Origin of the sequence: Rhodovulum sp. YNF3179, assembly GCF_050586465.1 — a bacterium.
In the GTDB taxonomy this organism is placed as follows: domain Bacteria; phylum Pseudomonadota; class Alphaproteobacteria; order Rhodobacterales; family Rhodobacteraceae; genus CAJXYS01.
This window is the reverse complement of the sequence record NZ_JBOCEG010000010.1, coordinates 24985-41718: the sequence shown is the minus strand read 5'-3', so window position 1 is coordinate 41718 and position 16734 is coordinate 24985. Positions and strand designations below refer to the sequence as shown.

Genomic DNA, 16734 nt, shown 5'->3' with positions numbered 1-16734 from the left:
TCTGCACCTCAGTCAATTTCAAGCTTAGGCAAGTTACGCACGATTTCCATAGTCTCCAAGCTCACAGTTATGACACGCTGGAACAGGTGCAGCGGATAAGCTGGATTGTTCATTGTCTCGTTCGCGTAATCGTTTGCATCGTTCACAATACCGCTTTTCTTGTCCGCCTTAACGCACTGCCGCTCCATCACCCAGTCAAGCGCACTCTTTCCATTTACTACGTAATCGTAAGCAGCAAGCGGTATGTTTGTGATCGTGATATTGTTGTTATAGTGCACTGTGGTTTTGTCTAAATTTGGTCGCTTGCCTGCAAACTTCATTTTCTCAACCCTGTAAAAGCTTACGGGATCGTCAATCGTTGCAAGCTCAAGTGCACCTTCTGCAAACGTAACGGGATATTTGTCTACGCTCTCGTAATTCACGTGCAAGTCACCCAGCTTGCGCCCTGCCTTAGCAAAAGCCCAAAAGTCTGCTTCCTGCTTGACAGCTGGAATGCGTGGAAGCTCTTTGCTTAGGTTATCTGCAAAACGTGTTCTGTAGTCTTCACTGTGCAGCAAGCCATATGTGTAATAAAACACATCTTCCTTTGTTATTGTCGCGTTACTGTAAGCAGTTTGAAAATGTTTCAAACCGTAGTCTGTTATGCCGTCTTTTATGCGATAGCCATTTTCCACGCCATCGCCTGCAAACAGGTCTTCATCGTCAGCGTCTACTTTTTCGTAGAGCTTAAGCGGAAAGTGCTGCGCAGTTTTAAGGGCGTGTAAGTCAGGAAGCAAATTAACCATCATTACCGTAAAATCAGAGCTTTCACCAACACCACTCACTGCAATAGTTCTGTTTTTAGCATTTGAATTTGGGTATACGCGCTGCGTTTGGTACATTCTTTCGTTTAAATTGCGTCCATAGTATAGCTGCTGCTTGGTAAACGGACGGTATATTGATGTTACGAATTGTCCGTCACTTATTTCCAACATTTTTTTCTTTTCAAAATTTGATATGAGTGAAGTTGTCCACGTAATTTTCTTATTATTTTCCACAATGTAGTGAGACGCTACTTCTTCGCTGCCTGACTGCTTATAGATTGCGACTTGGCTATTGTAGTAATTTAACGTATTTTTAACATTTAGTTTGAGGTTAATTGTACTTGAATTATAGCACCAAGCATCTCGCTGTGTTTTTACTCCACTTGTATAGCTTTCAAACAAAACACAGCCCGTTTTATCTTTCTTGTCGCCAATCAACAGATGATTTTCAAAGCTGTTATCGCGCTTGTTTATCCAATCTCCGTGTTCGTCAGCCTCAATCAGTTCCCACGCATCCGCTTTCGTAATACCTTGCACGCTTTCATAAGCTTCAACTTTAGCAAGTTTCTGCTCACGTGTCAGGTAATCACCAATGTCGTTATAGTAAATCTTACCTTTATCAGCTGCGCTCTTGTTCTTAACTAAGAATGACACAGCAACAGGTGCACGACTGCCCTCGCCAAAAGCGTTACCACTCTCTTTGCGTCGCTGTTCGCCGCTTGTGCGTGCATTCCCACGCAAGTTAAAAACATAAATGCTGGAAAATTCTTCCTCTAAACACTTACGCATTCCATCCATTGCATTGCCGTCAACCCAACCACCGTTCGTTACAAACCCAATAACGCCACTGTCACCAATCCTGTCGCTCGCCCAACGTATAGCTTTGATGTAGCTATCGTATAGCGAGTTTTTATTGGTTGAGCTTGTACGAGCAGCGTATGTATCTGCAATTCGTGCATTCAAGTCTTTATAAGTAACGCCCGTATCTGCAACGTTGTATGGTGGATTTCCAACAATAACACGTATGTCTAAAGCCTTCTGCCTGTTGCGTCGCTCACTGTTATCCTCCATCAAACGTGCAACAAGGTCATCGCTTTCATACATTTCAAACGTATCAGTTAAGCATATCCCATTAAACGCAGCGTAATCGCCACCACTAAGTGCGTGATAGGTTGCTTCAATGTTTATAGCTGCAATGTAATACGCCAGCAGTACAATCTCGTTCGCGTGTATCTCGTTCTTGTATTTGTATTCAAGTTGATCTTTTCTAATCAGCCCGCTTTGCAGCAGTCGCGTAATAAACGTTCCTGTACCCGTAAACGGATCAAGTATGTGTACACCTTTGCTGCCAAGTGTTTGTCCAAACTCCTTCTGCAATATGTCGTTTACACTGTGGATAATGAAATCCACCACTTGCACAGGTGTGTATACAATACCAAGTTTTTCAGTTAGTTTTGGAAAGGCGGTTTTGAAGAACTTTTCGTACAGCTCCACAACAATCTTCTGCTTGCCTTCTGCACTATCAATACCACTCGCACGTCGCCTTACGCTTGCGTAAAAACCTTCAAGCGCCTCAGCTTCCTTACCTATGTTCTGCTGCTCAAGTGCAGTCACAACCTTCTGCATAGCTTGGGACACTGGGTTTTGTGCAGCAAAGTTGTAGTCTTCAAACAGCGCATCAAACACAGGTTTGGTAATGAGATGCTGTGCCAGCATCTCAATAGCTTCATCTTCCGTTACAGCCTCGTTCAAGTCGTCGCGTATCTCTGCTAAAAACTCGTCAAACAGTGCCTTTTCTGCATCGCCTGTTTCCAGTGTCGCTTTGATGCGTTCAATATGCTGCTGCGCTATTTTACCAATGTCTTTAGCCCAGTCTTCCCAATACGTTCGTCTTCCACACTTTTGTACGATCTTAGCCCGTATAGCTGCAGGAAATTCGTCAAATATAAAGTTAAGCTGATCTTCTGTGCGTGCGCTTGTGTCACGCTCATCGCCTTCACCGCCACCTTCGCCAATGCCAGCACCTTCCTTGCCTTGCTGTTTTTGCGGCAGGTTTTCAGCAACAGCTACGACTTCAATCTGTCCACCAGTGTCGTTTGTAAGCTCAAGCTTGTTTATCGTTGCATCAAAACGATCATCGTGCGCACGCAAAGCGTTGAGAATTTGCCACACTACTTTGTAACGTTCATTGTCGTTTAGTGCGTTTTCTGGTGTTGTATTTGCTGGAATGACAACGGGCAAAATTACATAGCCCAGCTTCTTGCCTTCTGCCCTACGCATAACGCGACCAACGCTTTGAACTACGTCAATTTGTGATTTACGTGGGTGCAAGAAAAGGATTGCGTCAAGCGCAGGTACATCTACACCTTCGCTCAAACAGCGTGCGTTGCTCAAAATCTTGCATTCACCATCTGCAACATCGTCACCCAGCCAATGCAGCAACTCACCTCTTGTTTTCGCATTAAAACTACCATCAACGTGCTGAACTTGGCAACTTACGTGCTCTTGTGTTTCATCTTCAATCAATCCAACATCATTAAATTCATCAACAACAGCACCAAATTCGCGTGCTATAAGCTTGCTTGAGCGAATATCTTTACAAAACGCGATGGCACGACGCATTGGGTTAGCATCAACGCTAAAATCGTCATTGCTGCCTTGTTTCATTAGCGCTTTGTAACAGCCAATAATCTTTGTTGCGTCGTCCAGTTTCAGTTCGTTGTCAGCTGCAAGCCTGCTTTGAACACTCCTGCTTACAACGCTTTCGTCCATAGCTAACACAACCACCTTGTAGTCAGTCAGCATTCCGTTCTCTACTGCCCAGCTAAAGCCACGTGTAAAAAACGTTGGTCCATATAATGTTTCGTCGTCCATATCGCAAAGCTTCACACTTGCGTCTGCAGCTTTTGCGCGAGCATTTTCGCCGTAAATGCGCGGTGTTGCCGTCATATATAGCCGCTTCAAACCGTTCACGTATTTGTTTTCGTGCACCCGTATAAAATTGCTATCTTCTTCCCCGTCAATTTTCGCGCCCGTCGTCCTATGTGCTTCGTCACAAATAATTAGGTCAAAAGTCTGCAAGCCTTGTTCCTGCGCTGCAGTAATGACTGGAATGCTTTGATACGTACTAAACACCACAGTCATACGCTCAGCGTCTTGTGTAGCTGCACGCTCTGCAAGCTTTGTTGGGTTAGTTGTTGCTGGAAAGTTTAATTCGTGCGCTTCAATCTCAGCAACGTCACTGCTGTTTTTTCTGCGCTTGCCTACTTGTGCATCACTGCAAACAGCAAAACTACGCAGTTCAGTTTCTGTATCGTTCGTCCATTCGCGCACTGTCTGTGCTATAAGTGCGAGCGAAGGAACAAGAAACAGTACTCGTTTGCCTTTACCTGCAAGATTTTCAGCAATCTTAAGTGCTGTAAATGTCTTGCCTGTACCACAAGCCATAATAAGCTTGCCTCTATCGTGTTCCGCAAACCCTGCTTGTACGTGTTCAAGTGCTTGCAGCTGATGGGAGCGTAACGACTTTTTGGTTTGCAGCTTTACTTCTTCCGTTGCTTCAAACACGCTCCAATCAATAGCGCTCTCTCGCAACGCTGTAAGACCAACGCGCACAACTGGGATACTTTGATTTGTAATGGTAGCGTCTGCGTTCTCGCTCCAATCCACTTCTGTTGTGTCAATAAACACCCGTCGTGCAAATGGTTGACGTGAACTTGCACTTAGAAAACTATCAATATCCCGCTTTTGTATGCGATGCTGTGGAGAATAAAACTTGCACTGTATTGCTGCGTAACCTTCTTCATCACGCAGCTTCGCAACCAAGTCAATGCCAGTATCGCGCCCGTCTTCACCGTTTGCAGCAGCCCATTCCCCAAAAGTCCAAACGTCGCTGTATTGCTGCACCTGTACAAGGTCGTTTTTCAAATACGCTAAAGCCAAGCGCTCAAAGTATGTGCCCTTTTCGCGCTCCGTTACTGCCGCGTCTCTATAGCTTTTAAGAATACGATCAAGTGCTGACATTGCTGCTTCACCTCACTGCTGCTTGCAGTTAGCGTAGACCAGCCAAACACGTGTTGCCAGCAAAAATGCAGATATTTTCGTCGTCTAAAGCAAGTCAGCGCCCTGCCAAGCCTGCTACACGCAATGTAAGCGCCCTGCAGCCGTCGTCCAGCGCTGCTGCGTATGCTGACAGCGGACAGCCACCTAAACGCACTGTGTGAAGCACTTTGGCGCAACACCACTTACTCTTATGTTTACGTTGACTTTATCTCCGTCACTGTGTTTAGAATTGAACCGCTTAGCCTCTGCTCCAGCCAGCGAAGAAATGGGTGGAAGACATTAAGTTAGTTGAAAGATAAAGCACTGCCATAGCTTATTTGATCCTTGTTGTTGAGAATATTATGTGGACAGTCGCAGTTTCTAAAATCAGCTATCTTTCTCACGTCGTTGATAAAGATTATAAACCTCTAAAAGGATGTGAAAATGGTAACTTTAAATGAGTTTTCCTCTTATTTTGGCAAATTCGTTTCAAATAAAATAAACGAATTTTACAGCTTTGATCATTGGCGTTCACTCGCGATAGCACAAGGTGATGATGAGCAGGCGCCTGCATCAACTTACGGTGATTTTGAGGTTTTAGGAGATGACTTTAAAGTAGTTTCAATCAACACTAAATCTGAGGAACCCAGTACAGAGTGGTCAGTCCCACTTTTCATTGAATACATTTGGACGTTTAAGGATATTAAATTGAATATCGCCGTCTACATTGAGAATGGTGAATTTTGTGTGGGCTATTGTTGGAAAATAACGAAGGCCTTAGAAGACAGGCTCGTTAAAGAGTTTGACTTAATTAGAGAGTTTGACAAGAGGATGACACTTGCAGCATTGCAAGGAAAGTAGTGTTAGCTAAAACTTGATACTGAACCGCTGATTATAATATCAACATTGCACTGACCATTTTTAAGAAATGCTTCAATCAAGTCGTTGAAGCTTAAGTTGCCCTAACACTGTCACGCCTACAGCCGCCATCAAGCCCTACAACGCACACTGGCAGCGGCCAAGCACCTAAACGCACTGTGTGAAGCACTTTGACGCCTAAACACTGTCACGCTCTCCCTGTGTCTTGTATCCGTGCCGCGTGCGCACCAGTGCTTCCGCATCAATCACGCCGCGCCTAATGTAGAAATTTTCCAAGTAGTCGCGCCCTGTGCCCATATTCACAGCAAGCATATCAAGCACAGCGTGCGTGTGCCCCAGTTCTGCAAACATCTGCTCAGCATAGTAATGGCGCAAGCTGTAAGCACTGCGCCTGTCACCATCTTCCGTGTATAGCAGTCCAGCTTCATCAAGCAGCTTTGCAAACGTTTTATAGAAACCCGTTACTTGCTTTCCCTGCGCATTACAAAATAGCCAATCGTCACGTTCTGTGTGCCCTGTCAGCTTGCATAGTTCTTCGTACCAGTACATCAAATCTGCAGTGCTTGTAACTTCACGTGCGCCTGTTTTCGTGTCTTCTGCAACTTCAATGCCCAAGCCAGTGTCACCAAGCATAGTAAGCGTAAAACTTATGTCCTTGTGCTTTAGCTTGAGCACTTCGCCTGTACGCATTCCAGTGTAAGCAAGAAAGTGAACGTAAATCTGCAACAGCTTGCGATTTCGTTTATGCGCAGCATTTACACGCCTGTCGTTTTTTCCACGCCCTTCAACCCATTGCTGTAAATACTCTTGCAGCTGCAAAAATTCGTGCTCGTCAAAGCTTGCACGTCGCTTTGCTTTTATGCCTTTGCGTGCGTAAGGATTTTGTATTTGCGGTTGGTAGTTGATGAGCTTCATACTGTTAGCCCACCCAAACACCTCACGCAGTGCGCTTTGCTCCATATCCAAGCTTTTTTTAGCAGGATTTATTGCAAAATTAGGATACTTTTTGCGTTCTTCTTCGCTTGCCCGTGCCCAGTATGTTTGTCGCCAATTCCAATAACCTTGCACAAAGCTGTGTGTTAGCTCTTCAACTTTATGATCGCCAAAGTAAGCCAACCAGTACCGTTTTGCGTGTTTTTCATACCATTCCACACGTTTGTTTTTACCATTGCGCCCCTTAGCAAACCACTGCTGTTCAAGTATCTTTTTCTTGTCAGCCCACCACAGCTCGTACATGTCCCTAAAAGTCAGCGTCGTTACAGCTTGCTTCGCACGCGCTTTCAGTCGCAAGTCGTCATAAGCGTCAAGAGCAATACGTCGCGCTTCTTCCAAGTCAGTTTCACCAGTACTGCGCTGTACGTAGGTAACTTTGTTACCTTTAACGTCCTTCATACCCTTCACGTGTATACGCATATGGTAAACTGGACGTTTTGAGTTTTGGCGATGGAACAAAATAATTTGCCCATCTTTTAGCTCTACTTTGTTTAGGTAGCTTTTACTCATCGTCACGCTGCCAGTACCGTTTTGCTGTAAAGTTAACGTAAAATCAGCACTATCCCCTGTCTATCAAAACTGTGTTGTTAAACTTTTGCAATCGCAACATATAGAAAAGGCGCTGCAAAAAACAGCGCCTTTTCAAGCATTTAGCAAATTTGAGCAAGCTCCAAGTCTAACGCTTGGAGAACTGGAAGCTCCGGCGTGCCTTGGCGCGGCCGTATTTCTTCCGCTCGACCACGCGGGCGTCGCGGGTCAGGAAGCCCGCGGCCTTGAGCGGCGCGCGCAGCGACGGATCATACAGCTGCAGCGCGCGACTGATGCCGTGCTTGACCGCGCCGGCCTGGCCCGAGAGCCCGCCGCCCTTGACGGTCGCCATCACGTCGAACTGGTCCTCGACCCCGGCCACCTTGAAAGGCTGGCGCAGGATCATCTGCAGAACCGGGCGCGCGAAATACTTGCTGATCTCCTTGCCGTTGACCGACACCTTCCCAGAGCCCGGCTTGATCCAGACCCGCGCGGTGGCGTCCTTGCGCCGGCCGGTGGCGTAGGACCGGCCAAGCTCGTCGCGGACGGGCTGGCGTTCGATCGCGGTCTCGGGCGCGGCGGTGGCGGCGTCGCCGGTGTCGACCGCCGACTTCAGATCGTCGAGGGATTTGAGTTCTTCGGCCATCGTCATGCGCTCCGGGTGTTCTTGGCATTCATGGATTTGACGTCGACCACCTCGGGGCTCTGGGCCTCGTGCGGGTGCTCGGCGCCGGCATAGACGCGCAGGTTGGTCATCTGCTTGCGCGACAGGCGGCCGCCCGGAAGCATCCGCTTGACGGCCTGCATGACGATCCGCTCGGGGTGGTCGCCCTCGAGGATCTGGCGCGTGGTGCGGTTCTTGATGCCGCCCGGATAACCGGTATGCCAGTAGTGGATCTTGTCGTCCTTCTTGCGGCCGGTGACCTGCACCTTGTCCGCGTTGATGACGATCACGTTGTCGCCCATGTCCATGTGCGGCGTGAAGCTGGGCTTGTGCTTGCCGCGCAGGCGCATCGCGATGATCGAGGCGAGCCGGCCGAGAACGACGCCCTCGGCGTCGATCAGCACCCACTTCTTCTCGATATCGGCCGGTTTTGCCGTGTAGGTCTTCATCTGTGTCACCCTGGGGTTTTGGGATCTGTGGCGCGCGGGGCACGCCGCTTGAAATCTGAGCCGTGGTTCTACCCGAATGCCACGCACAGTCAAGCGCATCTTCCGCTATTTTTTTATCTGAAAACAGGAGGTTGCAATTTTGGTATAATAATACCCCAAACCGCGGACCGGCTGGCCGGAAAGAATTTCGCCGCGTCGCAGAAATGGGGTTGATCGAATCCCGCGTCCCCCCTAGATGCCGCGCAACAAGGGGAACCGATCCCAACTTCGGGCCGTCGTGGTCCGGGGGGGCGCTAAGGGACCTCTGGATTAGTCACTGGAAAGAAGGGGGTGCGGCCATGAAGGACGCCAACCTCTTCCAACTGGGGATCGGTCTGGAGACAGGCGCCCACGCGGAAGACACGACCATCGGCCGTGCGGCCAACATCGATTCACCGCAGGATCTGAAACTCGTCGCCGGTCGCGACGTGCTGGACGGGTCGCGCGACGACCACTTCATCCGCCGCGATGGCAAGGTCTTCGCCGGGACCCATCTCATCATCGAGGTGGTCGACGGCGCGGGGCTGGACGACGAGGCCCGTATCCAGCAAGCCTTCCGCGACTGCGTCGAGACCTGCGGCGCGACGCTCTTGCACATCCACACCCACAAGTTCTCGCCCCAGGGCGTGAGCGGCGTGGCGGTGCTGGCCGAGAGCCACATCTCCGTCCACACCTGGCCCGAGATCGGCTACGGCGCCTTCGACGTCTTCATGTGCGGCGACGCCGAGCCGTGGCGCGCGGTCGATGTACTCTCGCGTGCCTTCGATACCGCCGACGTGCGGGTTCGGGAACTGCTGCGCGGCGACGGGCTCGTGGAGGGTGTGCAATGACGGAGTGGTCGGTCGAAACGCTGCACGATCATTACCGGCAGGCGCTCTCGGTCGACCGTCTGCTCTATGACAGCGCGACCGAACACCAGCGCATCAAGGTCTTCGAGAACGGCAGCTTCGGGCGCGTGATGACGCTCGACGGGGTCGTGCAGACCACCGAGGGCGATAATTTCATCTACCACGAGATGCTGACCCATGTGCCGATCCTGGCGCATGGGGCCGCGCGGCGCGTGCTCATCATCGGCGGCGGCGACGGCGGCATGGCCCGCGAGGTGCTGCGCCACGCGTCCGTCGCGCAGGTCACCATGGTGGAGATCGACGCCGGCGTGGTCGAGTTCTGCAAGACCTACCTGCCGAACCTGTCGGCCGGTGCCTTCGACGATCCGCGGCTAGATCTGGTGATCGCGGACGGCGCCGACTACATGCGCGACTGCGCCGAGCGCTTCGACGTGATCATCGTCGATTCGACCGACCCGATCGGGCCGGGAGAGGTGCTCTTCACTGACAGTTTCTACGGCCATGCCAAGCGCTGCCTGACCGATGACGGCATCCTGGTCACCCAGAACGGCGTGCCCTTCATGCAGGGCGACGAGCTGACCGGCACGATGCGCGCCTTCAAGACGCTTTTCACCGACTGGGGCTGCTACCTGGCGACGGTGCCGACCTATGCCGGCGGGCCGATGGCCTTCGGCTGGGGCACCGACGGCCCGGCCCGCGCGACGCCGGCGGAGGTGCTGCGCGGCCGCTTCGAGGAGGCGGGCATCGCGCCGGATTACTACACACCCGAGGTCCACCGGGCCGCCTTCGCCCTGCCCGGCTACGTCCAGCGCCTGATGCCCTGAGCGACGGCGGGACCGGACCATGGCAGGTCAGCCGCGCGGCGGAATGGAATAGGTCAGGCTCGCGCGGGCGACCGGTGGCGCCATCCCCTCGGAATAGAGCAGCACGTCGCCCACGGCCAGCTGGCGGCCGAGCTTCAGAACCCGCGCCTCGCCCAGCATGTCGGTGGCCGCGGGCCGGCGCATGAAGTCGATGTTGCAGTTCGTCGTCACCGCCAGCGCCCGCGGCCCGATCCGGGCCAGCACCGCGAGATACATCGCGACATCGGCCAGGGCGAACATCGACGGCCCCGAGACCGTGCCACCGGGCCGCAGATGGCGATCGGCCACGCGCAGCCGGACGCCGATCCCGTCCGCGTCCGAGCGTTCGATCCGGAAATCCTCGGCCACCTGCGGGAACTCCCGCACCAGGAAATCCTCCATCTCGGCGATGTTCATCTTCAGGTCCATCTCGCGGCTTTCCCTCTCGGTTCACGGCGCGTAGACTTGCCGGAAAGCACCGCGCGAACAAGGGGGATCCATGACCGAACAGTTGCTTCTGCGCGAGGATCGGGGCCATGTCCGGCACCTGACCATGAACAGCCCCGGGAACCTGAACGCGCTGTCGGACGCGATGCTGGCCGCGCTGCAGAAGGCCTTCGAGGAGATCGAGGAGACCCCCGGCATCCGCGCGGTCGTGTTGCGCGGCGCAGGCAAGGCCTTTTGCGCCGGACACGACCTGAAGGAACTGACCGCCGCGCGCCAGGCGCCCGATGGCGGACAGGCGGCCTTCCGCGATGTGTTCGAGCGCTGCTCGCGCATGATGCAGACGATCCCCCGCCTGCCCCAGCCGGTCATCGCCGAGGTCCACGGCATCGCCACCGCGGCCGGCTGCCAGCTGGTGGCGAGCTGCGACATGGCCGTGGCGGCCGAAGGCACGCGCTTCGGCGTCAACGGTGTCAATATCGGGCTGTTCTGCTCGACCCCGATGGTCGCACTCAGCCGCAACGTGCCGCGCAAGAAAGCCTTCGAGATGCTGACCACCGGGCGCTTCGTCGAAGCGACCGAGGCCGAACGGCTCGGGCTCGTCAACCGTGTCGTGGCCCCGGAGGATCTCGGCACGGAAACGGCGGAGCTGGCCGAAACGGTGGCCGCGAAGCTCTCCACCGCGGTCAAGATCGGCAAGCGCGCCTTCTACGAACAGGTCGAGATGGATCTCGCCGCCGCCTATGCCCATACCGGCGCGGTGATGGTCGAGAACATGATGGATCGAGACACCGCCGAAGGCATCACGGCCTTCCTCGAGAAGCGCCCGCCGGACTGGGCCGATCGCTAAGGCTCAGACGCCGTAGAGCGCCCCGAACTTGGCGTCGAGATAGGCCAGCAGCGGCTCCTCGCTGACCGGGCGTCCGGCCGCGCGCTCGATCACCGTGCGGGGTTCCATCAAGCCGCCATGGCGCTGCACCGACTCCAGCAGCCACGCCACCGCCGGCCGCGCATCCCCGCGGGCGAGATCGTCCTCCAGCCTCGGCAGCGCCGCGGTCAGCGCCGCGTTCAGGCAGCCGGCATAGACGTTGCCGAGGGTGTAGGTCGGGAAATAGCCGAAGAGCCCGACGGACCAGTGCACATCCTGCAGCACGCCGTTCGAGGCCCGGTCCACGGGATAGCCGAAATCAGCCTCGAAACGGGCGTTCCAGGCCTCTTCCAGGTCGTTGACCGCGAGATCGCCGGCGATCATGCGCCGTTCGAGGTCGAAGCGCAGAAGGACGTGGAGGTTGTACTGCACCTCGTCGGCCTCGGTGCGGATGAACCCGCCATGCACCCGGTTCACGGCGGCGTAGAAGGACTCTTCGTCCGGGATACCGAAATCGCCGAAGCGGTCGCGCATCCGCCCGTAAAGCCAGCCGGTGAAGGCCCGCGAGCGGCCGAGCTGGTTCTCGCAGATCCGGCTCTGGCTTTCATGAACCCCCATGGAGACGCCCTGCCCGACCGGCGTCATCGCGTAGCCCGGCTCGATCCCCTGTTCGTAAAGCGCGTGACCGACCTCGTGGATGGTCGAGTAGAAGCAGTTGAAGGGATCGCTCTCGGAGACGCGGGTGGTGATGCGCACGTCGCTGCCGCCGCCCGACGTGAACGGGTGCACCGACGTGTCGAGCCGTCCGCGCGACCAGTCGTAGCCGAAGGCGTCGGCCAGTTCGCGGGCCATGGCCATCTGGATCTCGGCCGGGAAAGGCCCCCGGGGCGCGGGCGGGCTCCGCTCGGCGCCCGCGATCCGGGCGCGCAGCGCCACCAGGCGCGCCCGCAGCCGGTCGAAAAGCGCCTCGAGCTCGTCATGCCGCGCGCCCGGCTCGTAGTCGTCGAGAAGGGCGTCATAGGCGTCCCCGCCATCGGCCAGCGCCGCGGCCTCTTCCTTTTTCAGGCGCACGACCTCCGTCAGGGTGGGTGCGAAGGCGGCGAAATCATCCGCCGCCCGCGCCTCGGCCCAGACGCCCTGCGCCGTGCTGGTGACGCGGGCCAGTTCGGCGGCGAGCCGGGCCGGCACCCGCGTCGCGCGGGCATAATCGTGCCGGATATGACGCATCTGCGCGCGCCCGACGGTGTCGAGCCCGGCGTCGTCGACCGCGGCAAGCCAGTCCCCGATCCGCGGATCGGTGCGCCTTTCGTGCAGGACATGGGCCAGCGTCCCCTGCCAGGCCGCGCGTTGCCCCGCCGCGCCGCGGGGCATCATCGTCTCCTGGTCCCAGCCGAGCAGGCCGGAAATCCCCGCCAGCGCCTCGGTCTCGCGCTGGAAGGCCATCAGATCGTCGAAGGCGCTCATGCGCTGCCCCGCACGCTCTGGGCGGTGGGATACATGGTCTGGAAGCGTGCGCGCAGCACCAGCACGACCACGGCCACGGCGCCCAGCTGATGAATGATCGCGATCTGCCAGGGGGCGGCGTAGAGCACGGTGACGATGCCCAGCACCATCTGCCCGAAGATCGCGACCGCCATCCAGTCGAAGGCCCGGCGGGTGCGGACCAGGGGGCTGCCGCGCGCCTTCCACCACGCGAAGAGCGCGAAGACGAACAACAGATAGCCCGCCATGCGATGCATGAATTGAACGAGACCCGGGTTCTCGAAGAAGGCTCGCCAGGTGGCGCCGTTCTCGGCCCCGGGCACGTAGAAGGCATCGGCCGGGAAGAAAGCGCCGTTCATCAGTGGCCAGGTCGGGAAGCCGCGCCCCGCATCGATGCCCGCCACCAGCGCGCCCAGAAGGATCTGAAGGAACGAGAAATGCAGAACGCCGGTGGCGAGGCCCTTCAGCTTCGGTTCGGCGCCGCGCCGGGCCTGGATCAGCTCGCGCTCCTCGCGGCCGAGCGTCAAGACGTACCACGAAATGAGCGCCAGGATGACGAAGGCGATACCGAGATGGGTGGCGAGCCGATAGGAGGCGACATCCACCATCGTCCCGGTCAGACCCGAGGACACCATCCACCAGCCGATCGCGCCCTGCAGCCCCCCGAGCGCCCCCAGCCCGAGCAACCGGCCGGTCCAGCCGTGCGGGATCTGCCGGCGGACAAGGAACCACAGAAAGCCCGCGGCCCAGACCAGCCCGATCACCCGGCCAAGCTGGCGGTGGCCCCATTCCCACCAGTAGATGACCTTGAACTCGGCAAGGCTCATGCCCTTGTTCTGCAACTGGTATTCCGGGATTGCGCGATACTTGTCGAACTCGGACTCCCAGTCGGCCGCGCTCATCGGCGGCAGCGCCCCGGTCACCGGCTTCCATTCCGTGATCGATAGCCCGCTGTCGGTGAGCCGCGTCAGCCCGCCCACGGCGATCATGACGACAACGAGCGCGAACAACACCATCAGCCACGCGCGGATCGCCCCGCGCGCCCCGCGCCGCGCCCGGTCGATCAGCCCGGTCTGCGGCGCCGCCTCTGCGCGGGCCTCGCTGCCCACTTCCTCGAAAATACTCCGTTTCCCGCTCATGCCTCTCTCCTCCGGCGCAGGCGAACGATAGGCCGCGCCCCTGCCCCCTTCAAGGCGCGTCGGACCCGCCATCCCTGCGGCGGGTGATCGCGCGCATGATGCCGTGCAGCGTCTGCACGTCGGCTGTCGTCAGATCCAGCCGGGCGAACATGTTGCGCAGGTTGCGGCGCATGCCCTCGGCCTTGGACTCGGGCCAGAAGAACCCGACCGCGTCCAGCGCGGCCTCGTAACGGTCGCCGAGCTTTTCTATCTCGACGCCGCTGGCGAAACGGGTCCTGGCCATCTCGACGACCTCGGGCACGGCCTTTTCGGTCTGGCGGCGCCATTCATAGGCCGTCAGCAGCACGCATTGCGCGAGGTTCAGCGAGGGAAAGGCCGGGTTCACCGGCACCGAGATGATCGCGTTGGCCCGCGCCACGTCGTCATTGGTCAGCCCGGCGCGTTCCGGGCCGAAGAGCACGCCCACCTGCTGGCCCTCGGCGATCAGCGCCCGCGCATGCTGCATCGCGCGCTCGGGCGTCATGACCGGCTTTGTCATCTCGCGGCCGCGCGCGGTGGTGGCGAAGACGTAGTTGAGATCACCGAGCGCATCGGCGGTGCCATCGTAGAGCCCCGCGCCGTCCAGCAGCCGCCCGGCGCCGCTGGCCATCGCCACGGCCTTGGGGTTCGGCCAGCCGTCGCGGGGCGCGACAACGCGCATCCGCTCCAGCCCGAAATTCCACATCGCCCGCGCCGCCGCGCCGATATTCTCGCCCATCTGGGGCGCGACCAGCACGAAGGCCGGCTGCGGCCCGGCCCAGGCCCCGCTCTGGCCCGCTTCGCTCGTCATGATCCTGTCTCCCGGAAAACCCGCGGGCGTGATACGCTGCGCGCAGTATCGGTGCAAGGAGATGGGTATGGCATATGACGCGGGGCTGGCGCAGCTGATGCGCGACGACCTGGACGGGCGCGACGGGATCACGGAACGGCGGATGTTCGGCGGCATGTGCTTCATGCTGGATGGCAACATGCTCTGCGGCGTTCACCAGGGCGGCGCGATGTATCGCGTCGGCAAGCAGAACGAGGCGGCCGCGCTGGCGATCCCGGGCGCCGGGCCGATGCAATTCACCGGCCGGCGCATGGGCGGGTTCGTCGACATCGAGAGCGACGCGATGGCCGACGACGCGCGCCGGATGCAATGGCTGGCGCTGGCGGAGAATTTCGTCTCGGGCCTGCCGGCGAAGTAGCCAAGCGGGCTCTGGCGCGTTAAGAGGGCCGAAAGACCGGACGAGGCCCCATGTCAGACGCAGAACAGCCGCAGATCTATCTCATCTCGCCGCCCGCCTTCGACCTCGGCAGCTACCCGGCCACGCTGGCCCGCATCCTCGACGCCGAACCGGTGGCCTGCCTGCGCCTCGCGCTGGCGGCCCCGGAAGAAGACGACCTCGCGCGTGCGGCCGACGCGCTCCGCCCGCTCTGCCACGACCGCGACATACCGCTCGTCATCGACACCCATTACCGGCTGGTCGAGCGGCTCGGGCTGGACGGGGCGCACCTGCCCGACGGGGCGCGCAACGTGCGCAGCGTCCGCAAGGAGCTGGGCAGCGACGCGATCCTCGGGGCCTATTGCGGCGCGTCGCGCCATGCCGGGCTGAACGCGGGCGAGGCCGGGGCGGACTACATCGCCTTCGGCCCGGTGACGGATACGCCGCTCGGCGACGGAACCGTGGCCGGGGCAGAGCTTTTCGCCTGGTGGTCCGAGATGATCGAGCTGCCGGTCGTGGCCGAGGGCGCGCTGACCGGCGACGCGGTCGCGCAGCTGGCGCCGGTGGTCGATTTCTTCGGCGTCGGCCACGAGATCTGGGCCGAGGACGATCCGCTCGCCGCGCTGCGGGCGCTGCTGGCGCCGCTGCGCTGACCGATCAGAGGTCGAGCCCCTCGCGCACGCGGGCCTCGCAATACAGCGTCAGCGCCTTGCGGTGCGGAAACTCCGACACCTTGACCGGTTCGTGGAACACCACCTCGACCGCGCCCTGTCTCGGCGCGGCCAGAACCGTCAGCAGGTGACGGCCGAAATCCATGTCGCCCCACCAGCCATAGAACCGCGGATCCGTTCCCGGCGGCGGGTGGTAGACCACGGTAACCGGCTGGACATGCATGAAGTCCACGATCTCGGGCGCGAAGAAGGCGGCGAAAAGCGTCGACTTGAAGGGCAGCACGCGCACGCCATCGGTGCTCGTGCCCTCGGGGAAGAACAGCAGCTTGTCGCCGCGCCGCAGCCGGGCCTCGAATTCTTCCTTCTGGCGCCGGGCATGGTTGCGGTTGCGCTCGATGAAGACGGTGCCGGTGGCGCGCGCAAGCCAGCCGATACCGGGCCAGCCCCGCACCTCGGCCTTGGAGACGAAAAAGATCCGCTGCGGCGCGTTCAGCGTGAAGATGTCGAGCCAGGACGCATGGTTGGCCACCACCGCCCCCCGGTGGCGCATCGGCGCGCCTCGCACGGAAAACCCGATCCCCAGGATCACGAAGGCCGCCTTGCAGACGAGCTGGGTGATATGGGGCGTGACGGGCCGCCCCCAGGGCCACTCGACCAGGCGCACCGCCAACAGGAGCAACAGGCCGCCATAGGTCACGGCGCCGAGCGTCACGCCGCGCGCCAGCACCCGCAGCCAGCCCGCCGGGCCGATCGGCGGCGTCTCGGGGATGTCGTCGGAATGCCAGGTGGCGCTCATGGCC

The 16734-nt window shown here is 58.0% G+C and carries 15 protein-coding genes; 6 read left to right on the top strand and 9 right to left on the bottom strand.

The genetic code is table 11. The features are described from left to right. Positions 1–8: 8 nt before the first annotated feature. Positions 9–4826, bottom strand: coding sequence for a DEAD/DEAH box helicase (locus tag ACQ5SP_RS15920; protein ID WP_430939392.1), 4818 nt, complete (start codon positions 4824–4826; stop codon positions 9–11). 462 nt (positions 4827–5288) lie between these two features. On the opposite strand from ACQ5SP_RS15920, the gene ACQ5SP_RS15915 reads away from it, so the two are divergent. Continuing rightward, positions 5289–5705: a hypothetical protein gene (locus tag ACQ5SP_RS15915; protein ID WP_430939391.1), complete on the top strand. Its 417-nt coding sequence runs from the start codon at positions 5289–5291 to the stop codon at positions 5703–5705. A gap of 195 nt (positions 5706–5900) precedes the next feature. On the opposite strand, the gene ACQ5SP_RS15910 is transcribed toward ACQ5SP_RS15915, so the two are convergent. The 3 genes from ACQ5SP_RS15910 to rplM form a co-directional block, all read right to left on the bottom strand. Next, the gene (locus ACQ5SP_RS15910) at positions 5901–7226 is read right to left on the bottom strand and encodes a tyrosine-type recombinase/integrase (RefSeq protein ID WP_430939390.1); all 1326 of its coding nucleotides are present in this window, start codon (positions 7224–7226) and stop codon (positions 5901–5903) included. Between the two features lie 166 nt (positions 7227–7392). Continuing rightward, positions 7393–7890: a 30S ribosomal protein S9 gene (gene rpsI / locus ACQ5SP_RS15905; RefSeq protein WP_430939467.1), complete on the bottom strand. Its 498-nt coding sequence runs from the start codon at positions 7888–7890 to the stop codon at positions 7393–7395. Between the two features lie 2 nt (positions 7891–7892). Then, on the bottom strand, positions 7893–8357 hold the full coding sequence (gene rplM / locus ACQ5SP_RS15900) for a 50S ribosomal protein L13 (RefSeq protein WP_430939389.1): 465 nt from the start codon (positions 8355–8357) through the stop codon (positions 7893–7895). 338 nt (positions 8358–8695) lie between these two features. Between rplM and speD the strand changes: the two genes are divergently transcribed. Both speD and speE read left to right on the top strand, forming a co-directional pair. Next, positions 8696–9226: an adenosylmethionine decarboxylase gene (gene speD, locus ACQ5SP_RS15895; RefSeq protein WP_430939388.1), complete on the top strand. Its 531-nt coding sequence runs from the start codon at positions 8696–8698 to the stop codon at positions 9224–9226. Beyond that, complete coding sequence (speE, locus tag ACQ5SP_RS15890; RefSeq protein ID WP_430939387.1) at positions 9223–10068, top strand: polyamine aminopropyltransferase; 846 nt, start codon at positions 9223–9225, stop codon at positions 10066–10068. The genes speD and speE overlap by 4 nt, the downstream gene beginning before the upstream one ends. A gap of 27 nt (positions 10069–10095) precedes the next feature. Here speE and ACQ5SP_RS15885 read toward each other — a convergent pair whose 3' ends face one another. Continuing rightward, positions 10096–10515 (bottom strand): PaaI family thioesterase, encoded by a 420-nt coding sequence (locus ACQ5SP_RS15885; RefSeq protein WP_430939386.1) that lies wholly within the window; start codon positions 10513–10515, stop codon positions 10096–10098. Between the two features lie 70 nt (positions 10516–10585). Between ACQ5SP_RS15885 and ACQ5SP_RS15880 the strand changes: the two genes are divergently transcribed. Beyond that, positions 10586–11380 carry an enoyl-CoA hydratase gene (locus ACQ5SP_RS15880; RefSeq protein WP_430939385.1) on the top strand — a complete coding sequence of 265 codons (795 nt, stop codon included), beginning with the start codon at positions 10586–10588 and terminating at the stop codon, positions 11378–11380. A 3-nt stretch (positions 11381–11383) separates the two neighbouring features. On the opposite strand, the gene ACQ5SP_RS15875 is transcribed toward ACQ5SP_RS15880, so the two are convergent. The 3 genes from ACQ5SP_RS15875 to ACQ5SP_RS15865 are packed head-to-tail and all read right to left on the bottom strand — an operon-like array spanning position 11384 to position 14848. After that, positions 11384–12862 carry a carboxypeptidase M32 gene (locus ACQ5SP_RS15875; protein ID WP_430939384.1) on the bottom strand — a complete coding sequence of 493 codons (1479 nt, stop codon included), beginning with the start codon at positions 12860–12862 and terminating at the stop codon, positions 11384–11386. Next, positions 12859–14019: a heme A synthase gene (gene ctaA, locus ACQ5SP_RS15870; RefSeq protein WP_430939383.1), complete on the bottom strand. Its 1161-nt coding sequence runs from the start codon at positions 14017–14019 to the stop codon at positions 12859–12861. The genes ACQ5SP_RS15875 and ctaA overlap by 4 nt, the downstream gene beginning before the upstream one ends. Before the next feature lie 49 nt (positions 14020–14068). Next, positions 14069–14848, bottom strand: a complete 780-nt coding sequence (locus ACQ5SP_RS15865) for an RNA methyltransferase (protein ID WP_430939382.1) — start codon at positions 14846–14848, stop codon at positions 14069–14071. A 67-nt stretch (positions 14849–14915) separates the two neighbouring features. On the opposite strand from ACQ5SP_RS15865, the gene ACQ5SP_RS15860 reads away from it, so the two are divergent. Both ACQ5SP_RS15860 and ACQ5SP_RS15855 read left to right on the top strand, forming a co-directional pair. Continuing rightward, entirely contained in the window at positions 14916–15245 is a 330-nt protein-coding gene (locus ACQ5SP_RS15860; protein ID WP_430939381.1) for a TfoX/Sxy family protein, read from the top strand. Between the two features lie 50 nt (positions 15246–15295). Continuing rightward, the gene (locus ACQ5SP_RS15855; protein WP_430939380.1) at positions 15296–15916 is read left to right on the top strand and encodes a thiamine phosphate synthase; all 621 of its coding nucleotides are present in this window, start codon (positions 15296–15298) and stop codon (positions 15914–15916) included. A 4-nt stretch (positions 15917–15920) separates the two neighbouring features. Here the strand turns inward: ACQ5SP_RS15855 and ACQ5SP_RS15850 are convergent, their stop codons facing one another. Beyond that, positions 15921–16730, bottom strand: a complete 810-nt coding sequence (locus ACQ5SP_RS15850; protein WP_430939379.1) for a lysophospholipid acyltransferase family protein — start codon at positions 16728–16730, stop codon at positions 15921–15923. Between the last annotated feature and the right edge of the window lie 4 nt (positions 16731–16734).

Excerpts from the sequence above, each read along its gene's own strand:
- ACQ5SP_RS15885 (WP_430939386.1), bottom strand. The coding sequence starts at position 10,515 with ATGGACCTGAAGATGAACATCGCCGAGATGGAGGATTTCCTGGTGCGG.
- rpsI (WP_430939467.1), bottom strand. The coding sequence starts at position 7,890 with ATGGCCGAAGAACTCAAATCCCTCGACGATCTGAAGTCGGCGGTCGAC.
- ACQ5SP_RS15860 (WP_430939381.1), top strand. The coding sequence starts at position 14,916 with ATGGCATATGACGCGGGGCTGGCGCAGCTGATGCGCGACGACCTGGAC.
- speE (WP_430939387.1), top strand. The coding sequence starts at position 9,223 with ATGACGGAGTGGTCGGTCGAAACGCTGCACGATCATTACCGGCAGGCG.
- ACQ5SP_RS15865 (WP_430939382.1), bottom strand. The coding sequence starts at position 14,848 with ATGACGAGCGAAGCGGGCCAGAGCGGGGCCTGGGCCGGGCCGCAGCCG.
- ctaA (WP_430939383.1), bottom strand. The coding sequence starts at position 14,019 with ATGAGCGGGAAACGGAGTATTTTCGAGGAAGTGGGCAGCGAGGCCCGC.
- ACQ5SP_RS15920 (WP_430939392.1), bottom strand. The coding sequence starts at position 4,826 with ATGTCAGCACTTGATCGTATTCTTAAAAGCTATAGAGACGCGGCAGTA.
- rplM (WP_430939389.1), bottom strand. The coding sequence starts at position 8,357 with ATGAAGACCTACACGGCAAAACCGGCCGATATCGAGAAGAAGTGGGTG.
- ACQ5SP_RS15915 (WP_430939391.1), top strand. The coding sequence starts at position 5,289 with ATGGTAACTTTAAATGAGTTTTCCTCTTATTTTGGCAAATTCGTTTCA.
- ACQ5SP_RS15875 (WP_430939384.1), bottom strand. The coding sequence starts at position 12,862 with ATGAGCGCCTTCGACGATCTGATGGCCTTCCAGCGCGAGACCGAGGCG.
- speD (WP_430939388.1), top strand. The coding sequence starts at position 8,696 with ATGAAGGACGCCAACCTCTTCCAACTGGGGATCGGTCTGGAGACAGGC.
- ACQ5SP_RS15880 (WP_430939385.1), top strand. The coding sequence starts at position 10,586 with ATGACCGAACAGTTGCTTCTGCGCGAGGATCGGGGCCATGTCCGGCAC.
- ACQ5SP_RS15855 (WP_430939380.1), top strand. The coding sequence starts at position 15,296 with ATGTCAGACGCAGAACAGCCGCAGATCTATCTCATCTCGCCGCCCGCC.
- ACQ5SP_RS15850 (WP_430939379.1), bottom strand. The coding sequence starts at position 16,730 with ATGAGCGCCACCTGGCATTCCGACGACATCCCCGAGACGCCGCCGATC.
- ACQ5SP_RS15910 (WP_430939390.1), bottom strand. The coding sequence starts at position 7,226 with ATGAGTAAAAGCTACCTAAACAAAGTAGAGCTAAAAGATGGGCAAATT.